At 55.8% G+C, this 24,467-nt stretch carries 24 protein-coding genes; 14 read left to right on the top strand and 10 right to left on the bottom strand.

Features of this window, described 5'->3' with window-relative positions; all coding sequences use genetic code 11:
- Position 1: 1 nt before the first annotated feature.
- The 5 genes from lptA to J5069_RS10415 all read right to left on the bottom strand — a co-directional run bounded on the left by lptA (position 2) and on the right by J5069_RS10415 (position 3,830).
- Positions 2-580: a lipopolysaccharide ABC transporter substrate-binding protein LptA gene (gene lptA, locus J5069_RS10395; protein WP_264643840.1), complete on the bottom strand. Its 579-nt coding sequence runs from the start codon at positions 578-580 to the stop codon at positions 2-4.
- Positions 561-1,127: an LPS export ABC transporter periplasmic protein LptC gene (gene lptC, locus J5069_RS10400; RefSeq protein ID WP_264643841.1), complete on the bottom strand. Its 567-nt coding sequence runs from the start codon at positions 1,125-1,127 to the stop codon at positions 561-563. Before lptC ends, lptA begins: the two co-directional genes overlap by 20 nt.
- 64 nt (positions 1,128-1,191) lie before the next feature.
- Positions 1,192-1,758, bottom strand: coding sequence for a 3-deoxy-manno-octulosonate-8-phosphatase KdsC (gene kdsC, locus J5069_RS10405; protein ID WP_264643842.1), 567 nt, complete (start codon positions 1,756-1,758; stop codon positions 1,192-1,194).
- Between the two features lie 62 nt (positions 1,759-1,820).
- Entirely contained in the window at positions 1,821-2,807 is a 987-nt protein-coding gene (gene kdsD / locus J5069_RS10410; protein WP_222159213.1) for an arabinose-5-phosphate isomerase KdsD, read from the bottom strand.
- A 51-nt stretch (positions 2,808-2,858) separates the two neighbouring features.
- Positions 2,859-3,830 carry a calcium/sodium antiporter gene (locus tag J5069_RS10415; RefSeq protein ID WP_264643843.1) on the bottom strand — a complete coding sequence of 324 codons (972 nt, stop codon included), beginning with the start codon at positions 3,828-3,830 and terminating at the stop codon, positions 2,859-2,861.
- Between the two features lie 303 nt (positions 3,831-4,133).
- Between J5069_RS10415 and mlaF the strand changes: the two genes are divergently transcribed.
- The 7 genes from mlaF (at position 4,134) to murA (ending at position 8,955) form a co-directional block, all read left to right on the top strand.
- Positions 4,134-4,946, top strand: a complete 813-nt coding sequence (gene mlaF / locus J5069_RS10420) for a phospholipid ABC transporter ATP-binding protein MlaF (RefSeq protein WP_264643844.1) — start codon at positions 4,134-4,136, stop codon at positions 4,944-4,946.
- 7 nt (positions 4,947-4,953) lie between these two features.
- Positions 4,954-5,736, top strand: coding sequence for a lipid asymmetry maintenance ABC transporter permease subunit MlaE (gene mlaE / locus J5069_RS10425; protein ID WP_264643845.1), 783 nt, complete (start codon positions 4,954-4,956; stop codon positions 5,734-5,736).
- A 4-nt stretch (positions 5,737-5,740) separates the two neighbouring features.
- A complete protein-coding gene (gene mlaD, locus J5069_RS10430; protein ID WP_264643846.1) occupies positions 5,741-6,307 on the top strand; it encodes an outer membrane lipid asymmetry maintenance protein MlaD in 567 nt (188 codons plus the stop codon).
- A gap of 16 nt (positions 6,308-6,323) precedes the next feature.
- Entirely contained in the window at positions 6,324-6,956 is a 633-nt protein-coding gene (gene mlaC, locus J5069_RS10435) for a phospholipid-binding protein MlaC (protein WP_264643847.1), read from the top strand.
- Complete coding sequence (gene mlaB / locus J5069_RS10440; protein ID WP_264643848.1) at positions 6,949-7,242, top strand: lipid asymmetry maintenance protein MlaB; 294 nt, start codon at positions 6,949-6,951, stop codon at positions 7,240-7,242. The genes mlaC and mlaB overlap by 8 nt, the downstream gene beginning before the upstream one ends.
- A gap of 141 nt (positions 7,243-7,383) precedes the next feature.
- Positions 7,384-7,638, top strand: a complete 255-nt coding sequence (gene ibaG / locus J5069_RS10445) for a BolA family iron metabolism protein IbaG (RefSeq protein ID WP_264643849.1) — start codon at positions 7,384-7,386, stop codon at positions 7,636-7,638.
- A gap of 51 nt (positions 7,639-7,689) precedes the next feature.
- Positions 7,690-8,955: a UDP-N-acetylglucosamine 1-carboxyvinyltransferase gene (murA, locus tag J5069_RS10450; protein ID WP_264643850.1), complete on the top strand. Its 1,266-nt coding sequence runs from the start codon at positions 7,690-7,692 to the stop codon at positions 8,953-8,955.
- Between the two features lie 46 nt (positions 8,956-9,001).
- Here murA and degS read toward each other — a convergent pair whose 3' ends face one another.
- The 3 genes from degS to zapG all read right to left on the bottom strand — a co-directional run bounded on the left by degS (position 9,002) and on the right by zapG (position 12,203).
- Positions 9,002-10,096 (bottom strand): outer membrane-stress sensor serine endopeptidase DegS, encoded by a 1,095-nt coding sequence (gene degS, locus J5069_RS10455; protein ID WP_264643851.1) that lies wholly within the window; start codon positions 10,094-10,096, stop codon positions 9,002-9,004.
- Between the two features lie 102 nt (positions 10,097-10,198).
- Complete coding sequence (degQ, locus tag J5069_RS10460) at positions 10,199-11,569, bottom strand: serine endoprotease DegQ (RefSeq protein WP_264643852.1); 1,371 nt, start codon at positions 11,567-11,569, stop codon at positions 10,199-10,201.
- 229 nt (positions 11,570-11,798) lie between these two features.
- Complete coding sequence (gene zapG, locus J5069_RS10465; protein ID WP_264643853.1) at positions 11,799-12,203, bottom strand: Z-ring associated protein ZapG; 405 nt, start codon at positions 12,201-12,203, stop codon at positions 11,799-11,801.
- Positions 12,204-12,438: 235 nt separating this feature from the next.
- Here zapG and zapE point away from each other — a divergent pair, with 235 nt between their 5' ends.
- From zapE to J5069_RS10495, 6 genes are all read left to right on the top strand, one after another.
- On the top strand, positions 12,439-13,590 hold the full coding sequence (gene zapE, locus J5069_RS10470; protein ID WP_264643854.1) for a cell division protein ZapE: 1,152 nt from the start codon (positions 12,439-12,441) through the stop codon (positions 13,588-13,590).
- A gap of 245 nt (positions 13,591-13,835) precedes the next feature.
- Positions 13,836-14,264 (top strand): 50S ribosomal protein L13, encoded by a 429-nt coding sequence (rplM, locus tag J5069_RS10475; protein ID WP_264643855.1) that lies wholly within the window; start codon positions 13,836-13,838, stop codon positions 14,262-14,264.
- Between the two features lie 15 nt (positions 14,265-14,279).
- A complete protein-coding gene (gene rpsI / locus J5069_RS10480; RefSeq protein ID WP_195314295.1) occupies positions 14,280-14,672 on the top strand; it encodes a 30S ribosomal protein S9 in 393 nt (130 codons plus the stop codon).
- Positions 14,673-15,027: 355 nt separating this feature from the next.
- Positions 15,028-15,669 carry a stringent starvation protein SspA gene (gene sspA / locus J5069_RS10485; RefSeq protein ID WP_222159226.1) on the top strand — a complete coding sequence of 214 codons (642 nt, stop codon included), beginning with the start codon at positions 15,028-15,030 and terminating at the stop codon, positions 15,667-15,669.
- Between the two features lie 6 nt (positions 15,670-15,675).
- On the top strand, positions 15,676-16,173 hold the full coding sequence (gene sspB / locus J5069_RS10490; RefSeq protein WP_264643856.1) for a ClpXP protease specificity-enhancing factor: 498 nt from the start codon (positions 15,676-15,678) through the stop codon (positions 16,171-16,173).
- 94 nt (positions 16,174-16,267) lie between these two features.
- Positions 16,268-16,684: a GFA family protein gene (locus J5069_RS10495; protein WP_319801673.1), complete on the top strand. Its 417-nt coding sequence runs from the start codon at positions 16,268-16,270 to the stop codon at positions 16,682-16,684.
- A 204-nt stretch (positions 16,685-16,888) separates the two neighbouring features.
- On the opposite strand, the gene J5069_RS10500 is transcribed toward J5069_RS10495, so the two are convergent.
- Together J5069_RS10500 and gltB are read right to left on the bottom strand one after the other, a co-directional pair.
- Entirely contained in the window at positions 16,889-18,307 is a 1,419-nt protein-coding gene (locus J5069_RS10500) for a glutamate synthase small subunit (RefSeq protein WP_222159228.1), read from the bottom strand.
- Between the two features lie 9 nt (positions 18,308-18,316).
- Entirely contained in the window at positions 18,317-22,777 is a 4,461-nt protein-coding gene (gene gltB / locus J5069_RS10505; protein ID WP_264643857.1) for a glutamate synthase large subunit, read from the bottom strand.
- 675 nt (positions 22,778-23,452) lie between these two features.
- Here gltB and J5069_RS10510 point away from each other — a divergent pair.
- Entirely contained in the window at positions 23,453-24,385 is a 933-nt protein-coding gene (locus J5069_RS10510; RefSeq protein WP_264643858.1) for a TIGR01212 family radical SAM protein, read from the top strand.
- Positions 24,386-24,467 lie beyond the last annotated feature (82 nt).

The raw sequence follows: 24,467 nt of genomic DNA on the forward strand, positions 1-24,467 counted from the left end.
GTTATTCAGTTGCCTGTGGTTGCTGCTTGGCTTTTTGAGACGAGGGTGCGGCGGCCTTGCCGTTCTTTTCCTGTAACTGCGAGGGCACCAGCACGGTGGTGACGCGCCCGCCTTTATCGCCCACCGCTTCCATCTGCTGCTGTTTCACCAGATAGGTGATGCGATCGCCTTTCACGTTGCTATCCAGTTGTTCCAGATACGCATTACCCGTCAGTGTGATCTTGTCCTGCGCCAGTTCATAGCGCACTTTCTGTGCACGGCCTTTCACCGGTTTGCCGTTATCTTGCATCTGGAAGAACGTGACCGGATTACCAAAGGCCTCGATCACTTCCTGGCCCTGCGATTCCTGTGGGCGCGTGACCACGACTTTTTCGGCCTTCACGTCGATGGTGCCTTGTTTGACCGTGACATTGCCGGTAAAGGTGACCGTATTGCCCTGCATGTCCAATGACTGCTGCGCGGAATCAATGTGAATCGGCTGACTGGTGTCTCCTGTCACAGCAAGGGCAGGCAGGCTTGCTGCTAACAGGGCGCTGGCAATGGCTGCGTGACGCCAGGCATTATTGGTGTTGAATTTCATAAGAGGTTTTTACCTTTTCAATCAATTCGGCAGTTTTGTTACGCAAATTGCCGCGCATTTTCATCCCATTCGAGAGGAAACTGGCTCCGTACAGTGTCACCTCATCATCGGAGGCGATGTCCTGTGTCACCAGGTTAACTTGCGCATTATCGGTTTTTATCTGCCGTAATTGTGAGTCATTGGTCAGACTGTTGACTTCCACATGCCCGTATAAGAACAACATTTTATCTTTGGTCAGCTTGGCGCGGTCGGCTTGCACCGTCCAGGTGGCGATACCCTGTTCGTTAAACAGCGTAGCGACAGGCGCAGTAAACCAGGTGAGCTGCTCCGCGTTAAAATACTCCACTCTTTGCGCCACCAGTCGATAGTTCAGGCCACCCTGCGGGTTAAACACGCGCGTGGTGGTTTCATCGCTGGTGTAGGTCGGCACCGCATTGTCCTGGGGTTCCGTTTGTGGCGCGCTGTCCTGATCCGTCAGGTTCCAGCCAATCAGAATCAATACAATGAGCGCCAATAGCGCGGTTAGCCAACGCTTCGTCTTATTCATAATAAAAACGTACTCATGGTCATCGCAAACGTGCGGCGATAGCCCATTTGCAGTGACGATACCGTCATATCGATAGCCCTTTGGCTTCGTCCAGCTTACCCTGCGCCAGCAGGATAAGGTCACACAGCTCGCGTACCGCACCGCGTCCGCCAGCAATTTGCGTCACGTAGTCCGCCCTGGGCAGCAGCAGAGGATGGGCATCTGCCACGGCCACGCTAAGGCCTACCTGTGTCATCACCGGCCAGTCAATCAAATCGTCACCAATATAGGCAACCTGATCGGCGCTAAGCGACAGTGTATCTAACAGTTCACGGAAGGCCAAAACCTTATCTGACTGTCCCTGATAAAGGTGGGTGATACCCAGCGTGCGGCAGCGGTCTTCTACCAGCGACGCAGAACGCCCGGTAATGATCGCGACCTCAATGCCGGACGTTAGCAGACAGCGAATACCATAGCCGTCGCGCACGTTAAACGCCTTCAATTCTTCCCCTTGATTGCCCATGTAGATCAGGCCGTCGGAAAGCACGCCATCAACGTCGCAAATCAGCAATTTGATGGCTTGCGCCTTTTCCAACACCCGATCCGCGACGGGGCCGTAGCAGGTGGCGGTTTGCGCCAGGGGGTTATTCATAAACACATATCCTTGATGTCACCCTTCTGTAGGGATCGCCAAAATGACGATCCCGTATACTGTCACACCACGCCAGCGCGCAGCATATCATGCATATGGACGATACCGACCAGTCGATCGGATTGTGCCACCAGCAACGACGTAATATGGCGCGACTGCATCAGATTCAGGGCATCCACCGCCAAGGTATTGGGGGTAACCCGAATGCCGCCTGCCGTCATCAGATCGGCGATACGCGCATCGTTCAGGTTGATCTGCATATCAAAGATGCGACGCAGGTCACCGTCGGTAAAGATGCCCTCGATCGTCATGTCCGGCGTGCAGATCACGGTCATACCGAAACTTTTGCGGGTGATCTCCACCAGCGCATCACGCAACGAGGCGTCTCGGGTAACGTGAGGAATCTCGTCTCCGGTATGCATAATATCCGCAACGCGCAGCAAAAGTTTGCGACCCAGTGCGCCGCCGGGGTGAGAAAGGGCAAAATCTTCGGCGGTGAAACCCCGCGCCTGTAGCAAGGCGACGGCCAGCGCATCGCCCATCACCAGCGTGGCCGTGGTGCTGGAGGTGGGTGCCAGCCCCAACGGACAGGCTTCCTGCGGCACGTGGACACAGAGGTGAATATCGGCCGCTTTACCCATGGTGCTTTCCGGGTTGCTGGTGATGCAAATCAGAAACACGCCCAGACGCTTGAGCACCGGGATCAGCGCCAGAATTTCATTGGACTCACCCGAATTGGATATCGCGATCACGATATCCTGCGCGGTGATCATCCCGAGGTCACCGTGGCTGGCCTCGCCGGGATGGACAAAAAACGAGGGGGTGCCGGTGCTGGCGAAGGTTGCCGCCATCTTGCAGCCGATGTGCCCGGATTTCCCCATTCCCATTACCACCACTTTGCCCTGGCAATGGAACATGGTGCGACACGCACGGGTGAAGTTGTCATCGATATACTGGTCCAGATGGGCCAACCCGTCGCGTTCGATGGCGAGCACGTGTCGGCCCGCCTGTTGGAAATCGAAATCGGGCTGTTGTTCAACGTTGGACATAACGGTTAATCCTGACTATTTGAGTTTTCCAAGAAAACGAGTCGTGCGCCGCTAGTACAGCAAAAACAGCGTCGCAAGGTAAGCAATAAACATACACAGTAACAGCGCGCCAGCACCTTGTCCGATAGAGCGCTTTTTCCGCAGACAGAGCAGCGTCAGCAGCAGGCTGGCTCCCAGCATCACGCCGTAATCGCGTTGAAACGCCAGCGGGTTCACCGCACCGGGTGACAGCAGCGCCGGGACGCCAAGCACGATAACCAGATTGAAGACGTTTGACCCGATCAGGTTACCCAGCGCGATATCATCCTCTTTTTTCAGCGTGCCGACGATGGCGGTAGCCAGTTCCGGCAGGCTGGTGCCAATCGCCAGCACTGTCAGCCCAATGGTCAGCTCGTCAAAGGCAAAATGACGTGCGATCACCGTGGCATTGTCAATCACGATACGCGCCGCCATCGGCAGAATAATCAATCCCAGCAGCAGCCAGAGTACGGCAACCGTCTGGTTACCGTCGGCCTGTGCCTGCGGCAGCTCCGCCAATTGTTCGCGTGTCAGGCTGTCACTGCCGTTTTGTTGCGCCTGACGCGCCATGCGCAGCATCAGCACAATCCAGGCACCCGCCGCGGCGAGCAGCATGACACCATCAAGCCGACTCAGGTAGCCATTGTAAAGCACGCCGCCGCTGAACAGCGTGATCAACAGCATGGGGAACAGTTCACGCCGCAGCAGGTCGGAACGAAAGGTCAAGGGGCGAATCAGGGCGGCAGTGCCGAGGATAAGCATGATATTGGCGATATTCGATCCCAATACGTTACCGACTGCCATGTCCATTTGCTGGTTCAGTCCCGCCGTGACCGACACCGCCAACTCTGGCAGTGAGGTGCCGATGCCAACAATCATCACGCCGATAATCAAAGGAGAAACGCCCCACACACGGGCAAGAACGGCGGCGCCATAAACCAAACGGTCGGCACCATAAACCAAAAGAAACAGGCCAATAACCAGCAGAACTATCGCAAAAAGCATGCAGCGTCCTTTATTCGGGTATAATCACCGGTTCATGAGGCAATGAACCGGTGCGCGGACGAATGTCGAGCAAAAATTGCGTTGCATCGTAGAGGGGTAATTTTGACTGTCTGGGCAGAAAAAGTAAAACCTATGGCAGCCCTAACCCGCCCTTTTCGGTAAGAATTGTCGGTAATATTTTGTAAAACTCGGGCTTTGCCTGAAACCTGCCGTTAAGCTTGATAGGAAATGCAACGGTTGTTGCACGTAATGAACGTATAACAGCGACGATCGTCAAGGGGAGTGAGTGAAGGAAAAGATCGCATGAGCCAAGAAGCTACTCATCTGGTTGAAATTCGTGGGCTCAATTTTTCACGCGGCGAGCGGCCCATTTTCACCGATGTTTCATTAACCGTACCCAAAGGGAAAGTCACCGCTATCATGGGGCCTTCCGGTATCGGTAAAACCACGCTGCTGCGCCTGATTGGCGGTCAGCTTCAACCGGACAGCGGCGAGATCTGGTTTGACGGAGAGAATATTCCAACGCTCTCCCGTTCCCGATTGTATGACGTGCGTAAAAAAATGAGCATGTTGTTCCAGTCTGGCGCGCTGTTCACCGATCTTACCGTGTTTGAGAACGTGGCCTGGCCGCTGCGGGAACATACCCGACTGCCTGAAGTCCTGTTACGCAGCACGGTGCTGATGAAACTGGAAGCGGTAGGGCTACGCGGTGCGGCCAACCTGATGCCTTCAGAGCTCTCCGGGGGGATGGCCCGCCGTGCCGCGCTGGCCCGCGCCATCGCGCTCGATCCGCAAATGATCATGTTCGACGAACCTTTTGTCGGCCAGGACCCGATCACCATGGGCGTGTTGGTTAAGCTTATCGACGAACTGAACCATGCGCTGGGCATCACCTGCGTTGTGGTCTCCCATGACGTGCCGGAAGTGCTGAGCATCGCGGATTATGCCTATATCGTTGCTGACCAGCACATCGTTGCGCACGGCTCGGTGGAGGCGCTGCGCGCGAATTCCGATCCTCGGGTGCGGCAATTTATTGATGGCATTGCCGATGGCCCCGTGCCGTTTCGCTTTCCTGCTGGTGACTACAAAACCAGCCTGTTAGGCTCCGGGAGTTAATCAATTCATGCTACGAGAAGCATTGGCGTCGTTCGGACGCCAGGGAATCCGGTCCTGTGCTGCCTTTGGCCGTGCCGGGTTTATGTTGTTTAATGCGCTGGTGGGCCGTCCCGAACTGCGCAAACAAGGCCCGCTGTTGCTCAAGCAGCTGCACAGCGTTGGGGTTCAGTCGTTATTAATCATCCTGGTGTCCGGTCTGTTTATTGGCATGGTGTTGGGGCTGCAAGGGTATCTTGTGCTGACCACCTACAGCGCTGAGGCCAGTCTGGGCATGATGGTGGCGCTGTCTCTGCTGCGCGAACTGGGGCCGGTGGTCACCGCGCTGTTGTTTGCTGGCCGCGCCGGATCGGCCCTGACGGCAGAAATTGGCCTGATGAAAGCCACCGAGCAGCTCTCCAGTATGGAGATGATGGCCGTGGACCCGCTACGGCGCGTGGTAGCCCCGCGTTTTTGGGCTGGACTTATCAGCATGCCGCTGCTGACGATTATCTTCGTAGCGGTCGGCATCTGGGGCGGCTCGTTGGTTGGCGTGAGCTGGAAGGGCATTGATGATGGCTTTTTCTGGTCAGCGATGCAGGGCGCGGTCGAGTGGCGCAAGGATCTGCTGAACTGCGTGATTAAAAGTGTGGTATTTGCGATTACCGTGACCTGGATTGCGTTGTTCAATGGCTATGATGCGATCCCGACCTCTGAGGGGATCAGCCGGGCGACGACGCGCACGGTGGTGCATTCGTCATTGGCGGTATTGGGATTGGATTTTGTGCTGACAGCACTGATGTTTGGGAACTGAGTCGATGCAAACAAAGCGAAGTGAAATCTGGGTTGGCGTATTCCTGTTGATCGCCCTGGGCGCCGTTATTTTTCTCTGTTTGAAAGTCGCCGATGTGAAGTCTATCGGCAGCGAACAGACCTACCGGCTGTACGCCACCTTTGACAATATCGGTGGCCTGAAAGCGCGTTCCCCGATAAAAGTCGGCGGTGTGGTGATTGGTCGCGTCGCCGATATTTCGTTGGATACCAAAACGTATTTGCCGCGCGTTGCCATGGATATTCAACGCCGGTACGACCATATTCCCGACACCAGTTCACTGGCGATCCGTACCTCCGGGCTGCTAGGAGAACAGTATCTGGCGCTGAATATCGGTTTCGAAGATGAAGAAATGGGTACCAAGATCCTGGCCGATGGCGGCGTGATTCAGGACACCAAATCCGCCATGGTGCTCGAGGACTTAATCGGACAATTCCTCTATAAGAGCGGGGGCGATAGCACCGACAATACGGAAAAAACGGAATCTGTACCGCAAAACGCTCCGGCATTGACGCCAGCGCCGTCAGCCCCTGCGCCGGGCGTAGCACAATAATCAAGAGGATATCTGCATGTTAAAACGTTTACTGATGGTGGCACTGCTGGTCGTGGCACCTCTTGCCAGCGCGGCGGATCAAACCAACCCTTATCGTTTGATGAACGATGCGGCGGAAAAGACCTTTACGCGTCTGAAAACGGAACAACCGCGCATCAAGCAGGATCCGAACTACTTGCGTCAAATCGTGAAAGAAGAGCTGCTGCCGTATGTGCAGATTCGCTATGCGGGTGCGCTGGTGCTGGGCCGCTACTATAAAGACGCGACGCCAGCGCAGCGTGATGCCTATTTCAAAGCCTTTGAAGCCTATTTAGCGCAGGCCTACGGTCAGGCGCTGGCGCTGTATCACGGGCAGAACTACCAGATTGCGCCGGAACAACCGCTGGGCAGCGCTGATATTATTCCTATCCGTGTGACCATTCTTGACAACGGCGGCCGTCCCCCGGTGCGTCTGGATTTTCAATGGCGTAAAAACAGCCAGACCGGTAACTGGCAGGCTTACGATATGATTGCCGAAGGGGTGAGCATGATCACCACCAAGCAAAACGAATGGGCAGCCATTTTGCGTCAACAGGGTGTTGATGGGTTAACCAAGCAGTTGGAAGCCTCTGCGCGTCAGCCGATTACGCTGGAGCAGAAGAATGGCTGAAGCGCTGCGCTGGACGTCGCAAGACACAACGCTGGCGCTGTCCGGCGATTTGGATCGCGATTCCCTGCTGCCGTTTTGGCAGCAGCGCGAGACCTTGTTGGCGGGCAAGCACACGCTGGATATCTCTGCGCTGGACCGAGTGGATTCCGCCGGGCTGGCGCTGTTGGTACACCTCTATCAACAGCAAAACAGTTCAGCGTCATCCTTGGTGATTTCTGGCGCCGGTGAGCGGGTAAAAACGCTGATTGCGCTGTACAACCTCAACGACGTTATTCCCGTCGTTTGATTTTTTTCTTTACCTTTCCCGCGTATAGATAAAAACAGCCCTCTTGGCTTACGCCAAGAGGGATTTCTTTGTTTAAGAAAGCGGCGTATTCATCTAAGATACACGGCTGATAATCCTCCCCTGAACACAGAATTGAGAGCGATGGAAAATAACGAGATCGAAGAGGTGCTGATGAAGGCACTCGCACTGCAAGAAGTCCACGTAACGGGCGATGGCAGCCACTTTCAGGTCGTCGCCGTGGGGGATATTTTTGTTGGTATGCGTCGTGTCAAACAGCAGCAGACCGTATACGCGCCCTTGATGGAGTACATTGCGGACAACCGCATTCATGCGCTTTCCATCAAGGCCTATACACCGGAAGAATGGCAGCGCGATCGTAAGCTGAACGGCTTTTAAGCGAGAGCAGTGCGCCCTGGAATACTTTTAGCAAGCTGAGAACCTTTAACTATGGACAAATTTCGTGTGCAGGGTCCCACCCGGCTCACTGGTGAAGTCACTATCTCCGGGGCGAAAAATGCCGCCCTGCCTATCCTGTTCGCGGCCCTGCTGGCGGAAGCGCCGGTAGAAATCCAGAATGTTCCCAAGCTGCGTGATATCGATACCACGATGAAGCTGCTCGGCCAGTTGGGTGCTCACGTGACGCGCAACGGCTCGGTGCATGTGGATGCCCGCGACGTTAACGTCTTTTGCGCCCCTTACGATCTGGTGAAAACCATGCGCGCCTCCATCTGGGCGTTGGGGCCGCTGGTGGCGCGTTTCGGTCAGGGTCAGGTCTCACTGCCCGGCGGCTGCGCGATTGGCGCTCGTCCGGTCGATCTGCACATTACCGGGCTGGAGCAGTTGGGTGCCAAGATCGTGCTGGAAGAGGGCTATGTCAAAGCCACGGTTGACGGGCGCTTGCAGGGTGCGCACATCGTGATGGACAAAGTCAGCGTCGGTGCGACCGTCACCATCATGACGGCGGCAACGCTGGCTGAAGGCACCACGATTATTGAAAACGCCGCGCGTGAGCCGGAAATCGTTGATACCGCAGGCTTCCTGAATGCGATGGGCGCAAAAATCACCGGTGCAGGCAGCGACAAGATCGTTATCGAAGGCGTTGAGCGTCTGGGTGGCGGCGTTTACCGCGTGCTGCCAGACCGTATCGAAACCGGTACGTTCCTGGTGGCGGCTGCGGTCTCTCGTGGCAGCATTGTGTGCCGCAACACGCGCCCGGATACGCTGGATGCCGTGCTGGCGAAATTGCGTGATGCAGGCGCGGATATCGAAGTGGGTGAAGACTGGATCAGCCTGGATATGCATGGCAAACGCCCGAAAGCGGTTACCGTGCGCACCTCTCCGCATCCCGGCTTCCCGACCGATATGCAAGCGCAGTTCAGTCTGCTGAATCTGGTGGCTGAAGGCACCGGTGTTATCACCGAAACCATCTTCGAAAACCGCTTTATGCACGTGCCTGAACTGATTCGTATGGGCGCGCAGGCAGAGATTGAGAGCAACACTGTGATCTGCCACGGCGTTGATACGCTTTCTGGCGCACAGGTGATGGCGACCGATCTGCGTGCCTCAGCCAGTCTGGTGCTGGCGGGCTGTATTGCGGAAGGCACAACCCTCGTCGATCGTATCTATCACATCGATCGTGGCTACGAACGCATTGAAGACAAACTGCGTGGACTGGGCGCGAACATCGAACGTGTGAGCGGCAACGACGCGTAATCCTGTTTCAGTATGAGCAGCCGTGGTGCTGCTCATACTGGCAAGATTAACTCTCCGGGAACTCCTGAATCGTTACCGACAGCGTCATCTCCTGATCGCCGCGGCGAATGGCTACCGGAACGGCAGTGCCGGGACGAACTTCAGCCACCTGATCCATGGTTTCAATCACTGAGACGGCGGGCTTGCCGTTCATGGTCAGCAGCACGTCACCTTTTTTCATGCCGCCTTTATCCGCCGGGCCACCGGGTTCGACGTTCATCACGATCACACCTTGCAGGCGTTTATTGCCGTCCAGCGTGCTATTGGGTGATAACCCTTCCGCTTGTGCGCCGTTAATGCCGATATAGCCGCGAACTACACGACCATCGCGAATCAGTTTTCCCATCACCTTGGTAGCCAGCGCTACCGGGATGGCGAAGCCAATCCCTTCCGGCGTTTCTCCGTCGCTGCCTTTATCAAAGGTCAGGGTGTTGATGCCGACCAGTTCACCCAGCGTGTTGACCAATGCACCGCCAGAGTTACCGTGGTTGATGGAGGCATCGGTTTGCAGGAAGTTCTGTCGCCCGCCAAAGCCGGAACCTGAACCGTCCATCAGGCTCAGCCCCACGCGGCCGGTGGCGCTGATAATGCCCTGGGTGACGGTTTGCCCGAGGTTGTAAGGGTTACCGATAGCCAGCACCACATCGCCGATGTGCGCCGTGCGTTTTTCGTTGATGGTGATAACCGGTAGGTTAACGGCTTCCATTTTCACCACCGCCAGATCGGTCAGTTTGTCTGTGCCAATCACGCTGGCCTCATAGACGCGGCCGTCCTGTAACGAGATAACCAACTGCGCAATATTGTTGATCACGTGATTATTGGTGAGCACGTAGCCTTTTTCACTCATGATCACGCCAGATCCGAGCAGGCGAATATTCAGTTCCCCGTTGTTCTCGCTGGCCGATTCTCGGCTATAAACATTAACCACCGCCGGTGCTGCGCGGCGAACCGCCTGATTGTAGCTCAGCGGCACATCCTCGCTCTGGATACTGTGTGAGCGGGAAAACAGTGCGGTATTTGACCGTAGCAACGGCATGATCGCGAGCAGAATTCCCGCCACGATCGCGCCAATAATGGCGGAGCGAAAGAGTTTTGCGAGCATAAAACGTACAGGGAAGTGGACAGGTAAGCGGAGGATAACATGAGTTTACCGGACACGGCATGTACCGTGTCCGATTTTATAGTATTGATACAATATATTGTATTAGCGTAACAGCAGGTAAATCGTTTCTTCGCCACGCACCACGTTCAGCGCCAACACGCTGGGTTTGCTTTCCAGAATTTTGCGCAACTGGGTGATGTTTTCTACCCGCTCACGGTTAACGCCGATAATGATATCGCCCTTCTGCAAGCCCACTTGTGCTGCGGGTGTGTCTTTGGTGACGTCTTCAATCTGCACCCCTTTGCTGCCATCCTTCGCCTGACCATTGGCAAGCGATGCGCCCTGCAAGGCCGGAGAAAGGCTCTCAGCGCTGGTGGCGGCAGAGGTGTTGTTATCGAGAACCACGGAGAGTTCCAGCGGTTTACCTTCGCGCAGCAGGCCAATCTTCACCGTTTTACCGGGCGCGGTGGTGCCGATTTTGGCGCGCAGCTCAGCAAAGCTGCTGATCGGCTTGCCGTCCAGTGATGTCAGCACATCACCGGCTTTGATACCGGCTTTGGCGGCCGCTGATTTTGGCAATACTTCACTGACGAAGGCACCACGCTGTGCTTCCACCTTGAAGGCTTTCGCCATGTCGGCGGTCATTTCACTGCCTTTGATGCCCAACAGGCCGCGTTTCACTTCACCGAACTCGATAAGCTGCTGTGCCAGGTTTTGCGCCATGTTGCTGGGAATGGCAAACCCGATACCGATGTTGCCGCCGCCCGGTGCCAGGATCGCGGTGTTAATCCCGATCAGCTCACCGTTGAGGTTAACCAGTGCACCGCCGGAGTTACCGCGGTTAATGGAGGCATCGGTCTGGATAAAGTTTTCCAACCCTTCCAGATTCAGGCCGCTGCGACCCAATGCGGAGATAATGCCAGAGGTGGCCGTTTGGCCGAGGCCGAACGGGTTACCCACGGCAACGGCGAAATCCCCGACGCGCAGTTGGTCAGAATCCGCCATTTTAACTTCTTGCAGATTCTTGGCATCGTTCAGTTGCAGCAGCGCGATGTCGCTTTGCTCATCGCGACCCAGCAGTTTGGCTTCATATTCCCGACCGTCATTCAACTGCACGCGAATTTTATCGGCGTTGTTGATGACATGGTTATTGGTCAGGACATACCCTTTGGCCGCATCGATAATCACGCCGGAACCGAGGCCTTCAAACGGGCGACTGTTCTGCTTGCCTGACGGCGCATTCGGGCCAAAGAAGAATTTAAACTCTTCCGGTACGCGTTGGCGCTGGGTTTGCGTGCCTTCGACATGCACGCTGACCACCGCAGGCAGCACTTTTTCCAACATCGGTGCCAGACTGGGTAACTGTTGACCTTCCACCACGGCGGGCAGGGCGGCTTGTACGGCAGGAAGCGATGACAATGCCAGGCTCATGCTTACTGCCAGTGCGCTGAATAATAATGATTTTTTCTTCATTTGACGTTATCTCTCACAACCTGCGAACCATCGACAGAATGTCGATTATGAATAAAATGATGATATATAAACTTAAACGGCTGGTGAAGAGTCGACCAGCGAATAACGTGTAAAGTTCACTGTTCTTTCGTCAAGGGAATGTAACTATCGTCAAACTGGCAGGGAAGGGACGTCGGGGATGTAGGCTGCGTGAAGGATGTTGTCCTTCACGCAGTAGGGCGCAGGGTGATTATTTGCGCAGAGGGCGCTCACCGCGCAGCAGTCCGGACGCGCCGTCTGAATAATCGCGTGGCGGCATGCCCACTGGGGCCTGATCGTTGTCTGCTTCCGCCTCGGTTAAGCGATAGCGAAACGGATTATCCTGCATCGGCAAATCTGGCAGCAGGTTGCTAGAGCTTTTTGCCATATGCTGGTACAACTGACGGTAATCTTTTGCCATGTTGTCCAACAACTCGGCGCTGTGAGCAAAATGGCCCACCAACTCCTGACGATAGGTCTCCAGTTCGGTTTTGCTCTTTTCCAACTCGCTTTGCAGCGCTTGCTGCTGCCGCAGAGTACGGTTGCCAAAGCGCATGGCGACAGCACCGATGATGATGCCGACAACTAATCCTATTAGCGCATACTCCCAAGTCATAAAGACACCTCTTTCGACGTCGTTGTCCCGTAGGGTTTTTTCACTTCATAATAGCCACTATAACCGCTAACGCCGCCCGAGTGGAGTCCCGAAACGCGACGCTGTAAGGTAATTGGGATCTCTTTCAGGTGATATCATGGAAAAATGCGACGATCGCGGAGCGAATCGCCGGTAACGGGCGATAAAACACGACTAACTTTTTTTCGGAAAATGACGGATGAAGGGAGAACGCGAGATGATACAACCGACAACGCTGCCGCTTGCTGGGCCATTGGCACATTATCAGCAGGCAGTGGCGGCGGGCGAGTATCAGCCTGATGAGGTACAACGGCAAACGGTAACCGCGCTGCATGGCATTTATCAGGCCTTGCAAGCGCGCGAAGCGTCGCAGGCGACTCCCGTATCCGATGGCCGCTTTGTCCGCTGGCGGCACTGGCTGGGACTGGCAGATAAAACGCCTGCGGCTCCGGTGCAGGGGCTTTATATGTGGGGCGGGGTCGGGCGCGGCAAAACCTGGCTGATGGATCTGTTTTTCCAGAGTCTGCCGACAGAACGCAAGCTGCGGCTGCATTTCCATCGCTTTATGCTGCGCGTGCACGAAGAGCTGAACCAGCTACAGGGGCAACCGAACCCGCTCGAGCAGGTGGCGGATGGGTTTAAAGCGCAGACCGATGTGCTCTGCTTTGATGAGTTTTTCGTTACGGATATCACCGATGCCATGCTGCTGGCGGAACTGTTGCGTGCGTTGTTCGCCCGCGGCGTTACCTTGGTGGCCACCTCCAATATTCCTCCGGATAACCTCTATCGTAACGGCTTACAACGCAGTCGTTTTTTGCCGGCTATCGATCTGATCAAGCAGTACTGCGAGGTGCGCAATGTCGATGCGGGTATCGATTATCGCCTGCGCACGCTGACGCAGGCGCATCTCTATCTGACGCCGCTGTCGCCCGACACCGAGGCTGAAATGCGACAAATGTTCTCGCGCTTGTCTGGCCGGGCATTCTCCGCGCCGGGACCGGTGCTGGAAATCAACCACCGGCCTATGCCGACGCTCAGTGCGAGCGATGGCGTGCTGGCCGTCGATTTTGCTACGCTATGTCTCGATGCACGCAGCCAGAATGACTATATTGCGCTGTCGCGCCTCTACCACACGGTCCTGCTGCACAACGTGACGGTGATGGGGACCAAAGAGGAGAATGCGGCGCGCCGTTTTCTGGCGCTGGTGGATGAGTTTTATGAGCGGCGGGTCAAGCTGGTGATCGCGGCGCAAACCTCGATGTTCGCGCTGTATCAAGGCGAGCACCTGAAATTCGAATATCAGCGCTGCCTGTCGCGGCTGCAAGAGATGCAAAGTGAAGAATATTTGAGCCAACCGCACCTTGCCTGAGCGGACAACGGGTAATTTATTGCGCTTTGGTGGAAAAGAGGTCGATCTTTGCTATCGACTTCTCTATAATCCTGCGACCCCACGTTACAACGTTTTTTTCCCGAAACGTTAATCGCGCCGGCATGGCTATTCGAAGGGGTAGGTTTGCTGGACTAGATGCCGTGTGAACCTCGACACTTTATTTCTGAATTTATTGAAGCGTTTGGGTGTTCACCAACGTGTAACTTAAATTGGGTAAGCTTTTAATGAAAACTTTTACAGCTAAACCAGAAACCGTCAAACGCGACTGGTATGTTGTTGACGCGACCGGTAAAACTCTGGGCCGCCTGGCTACTGAACTGGCTCGCCGTCTGCGCGGTAAGCATAAAGCGGAATACACCCCGCACGTCGATACCGGTGATTACATCATCGTTCTGAACGCTGACAAAGTTGCTGTAACCGGCAACAAGCGTACTGACAAGATTTACTATCACCACACCGGCCACATCGGTGGTATCAAGCAAGCGACCTTTGAAGAGATGATTGCCCGCCGTCCTGAGCGTGTGATTGAAATCGCGGTTAAAGGCATGCTGCCGAAGGGCCCGCTGGGTCGTGCTATGTACCGTAAACTGAAAGTTTACGCAGGTAACGAGCACAACCACGCGGCACAGCAACCGCAAGTTCTGGACATTTAATCGGGATTATAGGCAATGGCTGAAAATCAATACTACGGCACTGGTCGCCGCAAAAGCTCCGCCGCTCGCGTGTTCATCAAACCGGGCAACGGCAATATCGTCATCAACCAGCGCAGCCTGGAACAGTACTTCGGTCGCGAAACTGCCCGCATGGTAGTTCGTCAACCGCTGGAACTGGTCGACATGGTTGGCAAACTGGATCTGTACATCACCGTTAAAGGTGGTGGTATTTCCGGTCAAGCGGGTGCCATTCGTCATGGTATCACCCGTGCGCTGATGGAGTACGACGAGTCTCTGCGTTCTGAACTGCGTAAAGCGGGCTTCGTTACCCGTGACGCACGTGAAGTTGAACGTAAGAAAGTCGGTCTGCGTAAAGCACGTCGCCGTCCTCAGTACTCCAAACGTTAATTTCTGGCGTTTATCGCTGCAAATCAACGCAAAAAACCCGGTGCTTGCACCGGGTTTTTTTTGCCTTGCATTCGCCTCATCAGGTTCATTCTGCTCACATTCCGCCTCTCCAGATAAAAAAATAATCCTGCTTTTCTGAGGGTTAGTAATGAAATTGCGCTTCTTTCACCACAGAACGCACAAAATCTGGTAAACTATTTGCCGATTTTGTGCCTGTATGCCAGTCGGCAATTTTCCCGAATGTTGATGCCGCCAGACGTTTTTCTTGTGGACAATCACGTACAGTGATTCCGGGCTATGCAGGATAGCGCCGTTTAGTTATTAGTCGTATTTCTCGATAAACTTGGAGGTTTTCATGGCTGTCGCTGCCAACAAACGTTCGGTGATGACGCTGTTTTCTGGTCAGTCCGACATTTTTAGCCATCAGGTTCGCATTGTCTTGGCGGAAAAGGGCGTGAGTGTCGAGATTGAGCTGGTGGATATGGATAACCTGCCACAGGATCTTATTGACCTCAATCCCTATGGCTCCGTGCCGACGCTGGTCGATCGTGAACTGACGCTGTATGAATCTCGTATCATCATGGAGTATCTGGATGAGCGTTTCCCTCATCCTCCGCTGATGCCGGTGTATCCGGTAGCGCGCGGAACCAGCCGCCTGATGATGCACCGCATTGAATCCGATTGGTATTCCCTCCTGAAAAAAATCATGCAGGGGAATGCACAAGAGGCGGATGCTGCGCGTAAACAGCTGCGCGAAGAGTTGCTGGCCGTTGCACCCGTGTTCAATGAAGCGCCTTATTTCATGAGCGAAGAGTTCAGCCTGGTCGACTGCTATCTGGCACCGCTGCTGTGGCGTTTGCCGCTGCTGGGCATTGAATTGACGGGCGCAGGGGCGAAAGAGCTGAAAGGTTATATGACGCGCGTCTTCGAACGTGATGCTTTCCTGGCATCCTTGACCGAAGCCGAGCGTGAAATCCGTTTGCACACCCGAGGTTAAATCTGTATGGCGTTGTCTCAACTGTCTCCGCGCCGTCCGTATCTGTTGCGGGCTTTTTATGATTGGCTGCTGGATAATCAATTAACGCCGCATCTGGTGGTTGATGTATCGCTGCCGGGCGTAATGGTGCCAATGGAATTCGCCCGCGATGGGCAGATAGTACTGAATATCGCACAGCGCGCGGTAGGTGGCCTGGAGTTGGCTGATGACAGCGTGCGTTTTAACGCTCGCTTTGGCGGCGTACCACGTCAGGTTTATGTGCCGATGGCCGCCGTGCTGGCCATTTACGCCCGTGAGAACGGCGCTGGCACCATGTTTGAGCCCGAGCCAGCCTATGAGCTGGATAACCTGACGGATGCGCAGGGTGAGGCATTGACGCCGGGTGTGGTGATGTCGGTTGTGGATAACGAGCATCAAGACAGCGTGATAGAGACTAACCCGCCTGATGACGAGCCACCACCGGCTCCGCGCGGCGGGCGACCCTCGTTACGCGTGGTAAAATAACCACATTCACAGAAAAGGGGCAACCGTCGGTATGCCCCTTTTTTATGGCAACAGCGTTGAAAAAAACGATAACCGTTTGCGGCAGGAGGGCGTGATGAAAATGACCAAGGGCCAGTGCTTATGCGGTGCAGTCACCGTCGACGTGCCGGAAGCGTGTGTGCATGACGTTAGCGTGTGTCACTGCAATATGTGCCGCCAGTGGGGCGGCGGACCGCTGTTGGCGGTAGAGTGCAAACAGGACGTGGTGCTGCACGGTGAAGAGAACGTCACGCACTATCGCTCGTCAGAATGGGCCGAGCGTACGTTTTGCCGCATCTGTGGCACCCATCTCTATTACCTGCTGTTGGAAACGCAAACCTATGAGCTGTCTGCAGGGATATTCCCGGACGATCGCAAACGGTTGGTGAGCCAGATTTATATCGAAAGCAAACCGGATTTTTATGATTTCGCCCAACAAACCCCGATGCTGACAGAGCAGGACATCCTCGATCAGTTCAATAGCAGTAGCTAAACCTGCACACAAGAAAAAGACGGCTTGCGCCGCCTCACACTGATGACAAAGTCCGTTATTAGGTGAAGTGCGGCGATGGGGTCGTAGCGGCGTAAGCCGCCGGAGCGCCCCTCGTCGTGATTCGCCGGGAAACACGGACATGCCGAAAAGGGTTTGTCAGCAACGTCAGGCGGCTTGCGCCGCCTTGATGGATAGCGTCGCCGATTACACTTCCAAATAGTTCATGATGCCATCCGCGGCCTTGCGGCCCTCGGCAATGGCGGTCACCACCAGATCGGAACCGCGTACTGCATCGCCACCGGCGAAGATTTTCGGGTTGCTGGTCTGGAACGCGCTCTCGCTCTGCTCGGGGGCCACGATGCGCCCCTGGCTGTCCAGATCCACGCCGTGTTTCGCCAACCAGTCCATCTTGTGCGGACGGAAACCAAACGCCATGATCACGGCGTCTGCTTCCAGCACATGCTCGGAGCCTTCGACGATTTCAGGACGACGGCGGCCATTGGCATCCGGCGCACCCAGTTCGGTACGCGCCATTCTGACGCCGCAGGCTTTACCGGCACCGTTGATTTCGATGCTGAGCGGTTGCAGGTTGAACAGGAATTCCACACCCTCTTCGCGCGCATTTTTCACTTCACGCTTGGAACCGGGCATGTTGACTTCGTCACGGCGGTAGGCACAGGTCACGTGCGTAGCACCGTGGCGCACCGAAGTACGCACGCAGTCCATCGCGGTATCGCCGCCACCCAGCACCACCACGCGCTTGCCGCTCATGTCGGTGTAGGGTTCATCCGGCGCGGTTTCAAAGCCCATCAGTTGCTTGGTGTTGGCAATCAGGAACGGCAGTGCGTCGTACACGCCCGGCGCATCCTCATTTTCCAACCCGCCACGCATGGACTGGTAAGTACCGACACCCAGGAACACGGCGTCGTAATCGGCAAGCAGAGTCTCCAGCGCGATATCTTTGCCAATCTCGGTATTAAGCTGGAACTCAATGCCCATCTCACTGAAGATTTCCCGGCGTTTGATCATCACCTCTTTCTCCAGCTTGAAGGCTGGGATCCCGAAGGTCAGCAATCCGCCGATTTCAGGATGACGATCGAACACTACCGCCTGCACACCGCTGCGTGCCAGCACGTCAGCACACGCCAACCCCGCCGGGCCCGCGCCCACAATAGCGACACGCTTGCCGGTGGGTTTCACGTGAGACAGATTCGGCTTCCAGCCCATTTCGATCGCTTTATCATTAATGTAGCGTTCGATATTGCCAATGGTGACCGCGCCGAACTCCGCATTGAGCGTACAGGAGCCTTCACACAGTCTGTCCTGCGGGCACACGCGTCCGCACACTTCCGGCAGGCTGTTGGTCTGGTGTGACAGCTCAGCCGCTTCGATAATGCGCCCTTCGTTCGCCAGTTTCAGCCAGTTGGGAATGTAGTTATGTACCGGGCACTTCCATTCGCAATAGGGGTTACCGCAGGCGAGGCAGCGATCTGCCTGCGCCTTGGACTGGCTTTCGGAAAAGGGTTCGTAGATTTCCACGAACTCGATTTTGCGAATCTTTAACGGCTTCTTCGGCGGATCAACGCGCTGTAAGTCGATAAATTGATAAACGTTCTGACTCATAATGCCCTCTTACTGCGCCTGAACCCGCAATTCGGCTGCGGAACGACTACGATGCCCTAATAATGCCTTCACATCACTCGACTTGGGTTTCACCAGCGCGAAACGCGACGCCCAGACCGGCCAGTTAGCGAGGATCTCTTCGCCACGCTGGGAACCGGTGTGCTGCACGTGCTCGGTGATCAAACCGCGCAGGTGCTCTTCGTGAATCGCCAGGTCGTCGACCGACAGCACTTCCACCAGCTCAGGGTTGACGCGCTTACGGAACTCGCCGTCTTCATCCAGTACGTAGGCGAAACCGCCGGTCATGCCTGCGCCAAAGTTGACGCCGGTGCGACCCAATACGCAGACGATACCGCCCGTCATGTATTCACAGCCGTTGTCGCCGATACCTTCCACCACGGTAATGGCACCGGAGTTACGCACGCCGAAACGTTCGCCCGCGCGGCCTGCGGCAAACAGCTTGCCGCCGGTGGCACCGTACAGACAGGTGTTGCCGATAATGCTCGCCTCATGGCTGCGGAACGCGGAGCCGACCGGTGGACGCACGGAGATGCAACCGCCAGCCATGCCTTTGCCCACATAGTCGTTGGCATCGCCGGTCAACGTCAGTTCGACGCCGCCTGCGTTCCATACGCCGAAGCTCTGTCCGGCAGTACCGGAGAAGTTGGCTTTGATCGGATCGCTTGCCAGCCCTTGATCGCCGTGCTGCGCGGCAATGGCACCGGACAGCGTTGCGCCGACGGAACGGTCGGTATTGCGGATATCAAAGTAGAGCGCTTTGCTCTGTTTCGCTGCGATGTGCGGTTGCGCCTGAGACAGCAGCGCCTTGTTCAACAGCCCTTCATCGAACGGCGGGTTGCTCTCGGTGCAGTACAGCGCTTTACCCGGCTGCGGCTGTGCGGTTTGCAGCAGCGCAGAGAGATCCAGTTTGTTCTGTTTGGCGGTGAAGCCATCCAGTTCCACCAGCAGATCAGTACGGCCAATCAAATCAACCAGTTGACTGACGCCCAGTTCCGCCATCAGCAGGCGGGTTTCCTGCGCAATAAAGTTGAAGTAGTTGATCACACGCTCAGGCAGGCCGTGGTAGTGATCTCGGCGCAGCTTGTCATCCTGGGTGGCGACGCCGGTAGCACAGTTGTTCAGGTGGCAAATACGCAGGTATTTACAGCCGAGCGCCACCATCGGGCCGGTGCCGAAGCCGAAGCTTTCTGCGCCCAGAATCGCCGCCTTGATGATATCAACGCCGGTTTTCAGACCGCCGTCCACTTGCAGACGGATTTTGTGGCGCAAGCCGTTAGCCACCAGCGCCTGCTGAGTTTCCACCAGCCCCAGTTCCCACGGGCAGCCCGCATATTTCACTGAGCTGAGCGGGCTGGCACCGGTGCCGCCGTCATATCCGGCGATGGTGATCAGGTCGGCATAGGCTTTGGCTACGCCGGTCGCAATGGTGCCCACGCCCGGTTCAGAAACCAGCTTGACTGAGATCATCGCTTTCGGATTGACCTGCTTCAGGTCGAAAATCAACTGAGCCAAGTCTTCGATAGAATAAATATCGTGGTGCGGCGGCGGCGAAATCAGCGTCACGCCCGGCACGGAATAGCGCAGTCTGGCGATGTACGGCGTCACCTTATCGCCCGGCAACTGACCGCCTTCACCCGGCTTGGCCCCTTGCGCCACTTTAATCTGAATCACGTCAGCGTTGACCAGATAGGCCGGGGTAACACCGAAGCGACCAGAGGCCACCTGCTTGATACGTGACACTTTATTGGTGCCGTAACGCGCCGGATCTTCCCCACCTTCACCGGAGTTGGAGTTACCGCCAATCGCGTTCATGGCTTCCGCCAGAGACTCATGGGCTTCCGGACTCAGCGCGCCGATAGACATGGCGGCGGTGTCAAAGCGCTTAAACAGCTCGCTGGCCGGTTCTACGTCATCAACCGGAATCGCTACCCCTTCCTGCGGTTTGATGGCCAGCAGGTCGCGCAGCGTCGCTACCGGGCGCTCGTTGACGTGTTTGGCGTATTCCAGATAGTCGCTGTACTCGCCGCTTTTCACGGCTTGTTGCAGGGTATTGACCACATCCGGGTTATAGGCGTGGTATTCGCCGTCGTAAACGAATTTCAGCAGGCCGCCCTGTTCCAGCGTTTTGCGCTTTAACCAGGCGCGTTTTGCCAGATTTTGCAGGTCTTGCTCGAAATCACCGAAGTTGGCACCGCCGATGCGGCTCACCACCCCGTGGAAGCAGAGCGCGGACAGCTCTTTGTGCAGGCCCACCGCTTCAAACAGCTTGGAGCAACGGTACGAGGCGATAGTCGAGATGCCCATTTTGGACATGATCTTGTACAGCCCTTTGTTGATGCCGTTGCGGTAGTTGAGCATCACGGTGCGGTAAGGCTTCTCGATGGTGTGGTTATCCACCAGCCGCGCCAATGACTCATACGCCAGATACGGATAGATAGCCGTAGCGCCGAAGCCCAGCAGCACGGCGAAGTGATGCGGATCGCGGGCGCTGGCGGTTTCAACAATCAGGTTAGCGTCGCAGCGCAGGCTCTTTTCCACCAGACGGTGCTGTATCGCACCCACCGCCATCGGTGCCGGCACCGGCAACCGGTGCTCGCTGATGGCACGGTCGGAAAGTACCAGCAACACCGCACCTTCACGCACTTTGCGCTCGGCCTCTTCACACAGCGCTTCAACGGTTTGCTGCAATGATTTCTCGCGTGGATCGAAGGTCAGATCCAGCGTTTCAGCGCGGTAGTGCTGCTGATCTTGGGTGAGCAACTGCGTAAAGTCGGAGTACAACAGGATCGGCGATTTGAAACTCAAACGGTGCGCCTGACCTTCGGCTTCACAGAATACGTTCATTTCGCGGCCAATACAGGTCGCCAGCGACATCACGTGCGCTTCACGCAGCGGGTCGATCGGCGGGTTAGTCACCTGCGCAAACTGCTGGCGGAAATAGTCGTAAATGATGCGCGGACGGCTGGAGAGCACGGCAAACGGGGTGTCATCACCCATCGATCCGGTCGCTTCCTGGCCGTTTTCGCCCAGCACGCGCAGGATCTGGTCCAGCTCTTCGCTGCTGTAGCCGAACTGCTTCTGGTAGGTTTCCAACTGGCTGTCATCCAGCTTACGGCTGCCAACCTGATCGTCCGGCAACTCTTCAAACGGCACCAGACGCTTGACGTTACGTTCCATCCACTCTTTGTACGGGTGGCGGCCTTTAAGGTCGTTGTCGGTTTCGTTGGAGTGCAGAATGCGGCCTTCGAGGGTATCGATAACCATCAGTTCGCCAGGGCCAACGCGGCCTTTTTCCACCACTTCGTCCGGCTGATAATCCCAGATCCCCACTTCGGAGGCGCAGGTGATCAGTTTGTCTTTGGTGATGACGTAGCGCGCCGGGCGCAGACCGTTACGGTCCAGGTTACAGGCCGCATAGCGACCATCGGACATCACGATACCGGCCGGGCCGTCCCACGGCTCCATGTGCATGGAGTTGAAGTCAAAGAACGAACGCAGTTCCGGGTCCATGTCCGGGTTGTTCTGCCAGGCGGGCGGCACCAGCAAACGCATGGCGCGCACGATATCCATCCCGCCGCTCAGGAACAGCTCCAGCATGTTATCGAGTGAGCTAGAGTCAGAGCCGGTTTCGTTGACGAACGGGGCGGCGTCTTGCAGATCGGGGATCAGCGGCGTTTTAAATTTGTAAGCACGCGCTCGCGCCCATTGACGGTTACCGGCAATGGTGTTGATTTCCCCGTTGTGCGCCAGATAGCGGAACGGTTGGGCCAGCGGCCAGCGCGGCACGGTGTTGGTGGAGAAGCGTTGGTGGAACAGGCAAATGGCCGATTCCAGACGCAAATCCGCCAGGTCCAGGTAAAAGCGCGGCAAATCCGCCGGCATACACAGACCTTTATAGATGTTGATCAGGTTAGAGAAGCTACAGACGTAGAACTCTTTATCCTGAATGCGCTTTTCAATACGGCGGCGCGCCATAAACAGGCGACGCTCCATATCGCGCGGCGACCATCCCGCCGGGGCGTTGACAAAAATCTGTTCGATGCGCGGCAGCGAGGAGAGGGCAATTTCACCGAGCACGTCCGGGTTGGTGGGCACTTCACGCCATCCCAGCACCGACAAGGTTTCATTTTGCAGCTCTTCTTCCACAATGCGACGCGCCGCGCGTGCCAGATCCTGATCCTGATTGAGGAACATCATGCCCACGGCGTAATTCTTCGCCAACCGCCAGCCGTGCTCTTCGGCCACCAGTCGGTAGAAACGATCGGGTTTTTGTAATAACAAGCCGCAGCCGTCGCCGGTCTTGCCGTCAGCAAGGATCGCGCCACGGTGCTGCATACGGGCCAGTGCGTGAATCGCAGTACGCACGACCTTGTGGCTCGGTTCACCTTCTATATGGGCGATCAATCCGAAACCACAGTTGTCTCTCTCTTGGGATGCATCGTACAACATATCTCAGTGAACCTCCCCAGGCTCTGTGTGACTCTCACAACCTACTTCGTTCGGCACCGTGGCGTTGAACGGTGGCGGATGACGGGGTCGCGCATCCTGCCGTTCTCTTCTTCGGCCTCTCGTGACGGTCTTACAAGTGGACTATGACTTGCTTTAAGAGGGAGTCTTTCTTTTCTAACTGCATAAATATGACGAGTCGCGGACTCGTCGGGAAAGCTTCCAGCGGACTCCCAAATTAGCGAGAAAGCCAGTTCAGGTCAAATATCAATGCAAAATGTGCGATTAAGGGATAATTTTTAGTTATGATTATGAAAATAAATGATTTTTTTGAGAAAATCTCCGTTGGGCTACGCATTGATGGCCGAATGAAGTGTGAGCTGTATCACTATGCAAAAGCGTGAACATCTCGTCACCCTGCTGCGTTATCTCTACGTTATAGAATATTCTGCTGTGAATATCTACTTTTAGATTTAATGAAACTCTTTTTAAGTAATGCTTCATCTTTTCATGACGTGTGCGTCAGGGATTAGAAAATTTAATCAGCGTGGATGTGAGTTTATTTTCACTAAAAGCGAATAAAAATGCATTTCATTGGGATGTGCGTGATTGATCGCGGTCATCGCGAACGCAGGAAGAGAAGGGTAGTCTGCTTTCCCTCAGGGGGTAGGTTAGAATATGCAATTGCAAAAATTAATCAATATGTTTGGCGGGGATTTACAACGTCGTTATGGCGAGAAGATTCATAAACTGACGCTGCACGGCGGATTTAACTGCCCAAACCGGGATGGCACGCTCGGGCGCGGCGGTTGCACGTTCTGCAATGTGGCCTCTTTTGCCGATGAAACCATGCAGCGCCAAAGCATTGCCGATCAACTCAATACGCAGGCGGGCAAGGTCAATCGCGCCAAGCGCTATCTGGCCTATTTTCAGGCGTATACCAGCACCTATGGCGAAGTGCAGATGCTGGACCGGCTTTATCAGGAAGCCTTAAGTCAGGCTGACATCGTTGGCCTGTGCGTGGGCACGCGCCCCGATTGCGTGCCGGACAGCGTGCTGGATCTGTTGGCGGGTTACCATGCGCAAGGCTATGAGGTGTGGCTGGAGCTGGGGCTACAGAGCGCCTGGGATAAAACGCTGCATCGCATCAATCGCGGTCACGATTTTGCCTGCTATCAGGAAACGGTGCAGCGTGCGCATCAGCGCGGTCTGCGCGTGTGCTGCCACCTGATTGTCGGGCTGCCGGGCGAGCGTGCCGATCACTGCATGACGACGCTGCAACGCGTGGTAGAAACCGGCGTTGAGGGCATTAAGCTGCATCCTCTGCACATCGTTGACGGCAGCATTATGGCCAAGGCCTGGCGCGCCGGACGACTGAGTGAATTGCCGCTGGAAACCTACGTCGCCACGGCCGGCGAGATGATTCGCCACACGCCGCCAGAGGTGGTGTTTCACCGTATTTCCGCCAGCGCCCGGCGACCGACGTTGCTGGCACCGCTATGGTGCGAAAACCGCTGGACCGGGATGGTGGAACTGGATTTATACCTTCAGGCGCATGGGGTGCAAGGTTCCGCGCTCGGTCAGCCATATCAACCGGTTATCCTCGGATAATGTTAAGGTGTTGTGCTGATTGTCTCACCGCATCGTGCTGGGTTTTACGTTATGATGGCGCAGTGGGTATCCAAGGGAATTC

The sequence above is a fragment of the Candidatus Symbiopectobacterium sp. NZEC127 genome, from assembly GCF_025962675.1.
Lineage (GTDB): Bacteria > Pseudomonadota > Gammaproteobacteria > Enterobacterales > Enterobacteriaceae > Symbiopectobacterium.

Coding starts and splice junctions, on each gene's coding strand:
- mlaE (WP_264643845.1), top strand. CDS start 4,954: ATGCTACGAGAAGCATTGGCGTCGTTCGGACGCCAGGGAATCCGGTCC.
- kdsC (WP_264643842.1), bottom strand. CDS start 1,758: ATGAATAACCCCCTGGCGCAAACCGCCACCTGCTACGGCCCCGTCGCG.
- gltB (WP_264643857.1), bottom strand. CDS start 22,777: ATGTTGTACGATGCATCCCAAGAGAGAGACAACTGTGGTTTCGGATTG.
- ibaG (WP_264643849.1), top strand. CDS start 7,384: ATGGAAAATAACGAGATCGAAGAGGTGCTGATGAAGGCACTCGCACTG.
- zapG (WP_264643853.1), bottom strand. CDS start 12,203: ATGACTTGGGAGTATGCGCTAATAGGATTAGTTGTCGGCATCATCATC.
- mlaF (WP_264643844.1), top strand. CDS start 4,134: ATGAGCCAAGAAGCTACTCATCTGGTTGAAATTCGTGGGCTCAATTTT.
- J5069_RS10510 (WP_264643858.1), top strand. CDS start 23,453: ATGCAATTGCAAAAATTAATCAATATGTTTGGCGGGGATTTACAACGT.
- rpsI (WP_195314295.1), top strand. CDS start 14,280: ATGGCTGAAAATCAATACTACGGCACTGGTCGCCGCAAAAGCTCCGCC.
- sspB (WP_264643856.1), top strand. CDS start 15,676: ATGGCGTTGTCTCAACTGTCTCCGCGCCGTCCGTATCTGTTGCGGGCT.
- degQ (WP_264643852.1), bottom strand. CDS start 11,569: ATGAAGAAAAAATCATTATTATTCAGCGCACTGGCAGTAAGCATGAGC.
- mlaC (WP_264643847.1), top strand. CDS start 6,324: ATGTTAAAACGTTTACTGATGGTGGCACTGCTGGTCGTGGCACCTCTT.
- rplM (WP_264643855.1), top strand. CDS start 13,836: ATGAAAACTTTTACAGCTAAACCAGAAACCGTCAAACGCGACTGGTAT.
- lptC (WP_264643841.1), bottom strand. CDS start 1,127: ATGAATAAGACGAAGCGTTGGCTAACCGCGCTATTGGCGCTCATTGTA.
- mlaB (WP_264643848.1), top strand. CDS start 6,949: ATGGCTGAAGCGCTGCGCTGGACGTCGCAAGACACAACGCTGGCGCTG.
- murA (WP_264643850.1), top strand. CDS start 7,690: ATGGACAAATTTCGTGTGCAGGGTCCCACCCGGCTCACTGGTGAAGTC.
- J5069_RS10415 (WP_264643843.1), bottom strand. CDS start 3,830: ATGCTTTTTGCGATAGTTCTGCTGGTTATTGGCCTGTTTCTTTTGGTT.
- kdsD (WP_222159213.1), bottom strand. CDS start 2,807: ATGTCCAACGTTGAACAACAGCCCGATTTCGATTTCCAACAGGCGGGC.
- degS (WP_264643851.1), bottom strand. CDS start 10,096: ATGCTCGCAAAACTCTTTCGCTCCGCCATTATTGGCGCGATCGTGGCG.
- sspA (WP_222159226.1), top strand. CDS start 15,028: ATGGCTGTCGCTGCCAACAAACGTTCGGTGATGACGCTGTTTTCTGGT.
- zapE (WP_264643854.1), top strand. CDS start 12,439: ATGATACAACCGACAACGCTGCCGCTTGCTGGGCCATTGGCACATTAT.
- J5069_RS10500 (WP_222159228.1), bottom strand. CDS start 18,307: ATGAGTCAGAACGTTTATCAATTTATCGACTTACAGCGCGTTGATCCG.
- lptA (WP_264643840.1), bottom strand. CDS start 580: ATGAAATTCAACACCAATAATGCCTGGCGTCACGCAGCCATTGCCAGC.
- J5069_RS10495 (WP_319801673.1), top strand. CDS start 16,268: ATGAAAATGACCAAGGGCCAGTGCTTATGCGGTGCAGTCACCGTCGAC.
- mlaD (WP_264643846.1), top strand. CDS start 5,741: ATGCAAACAAAGCGAAGTGAAATCTGGGTTGGCGTATTCCTGTTGATC.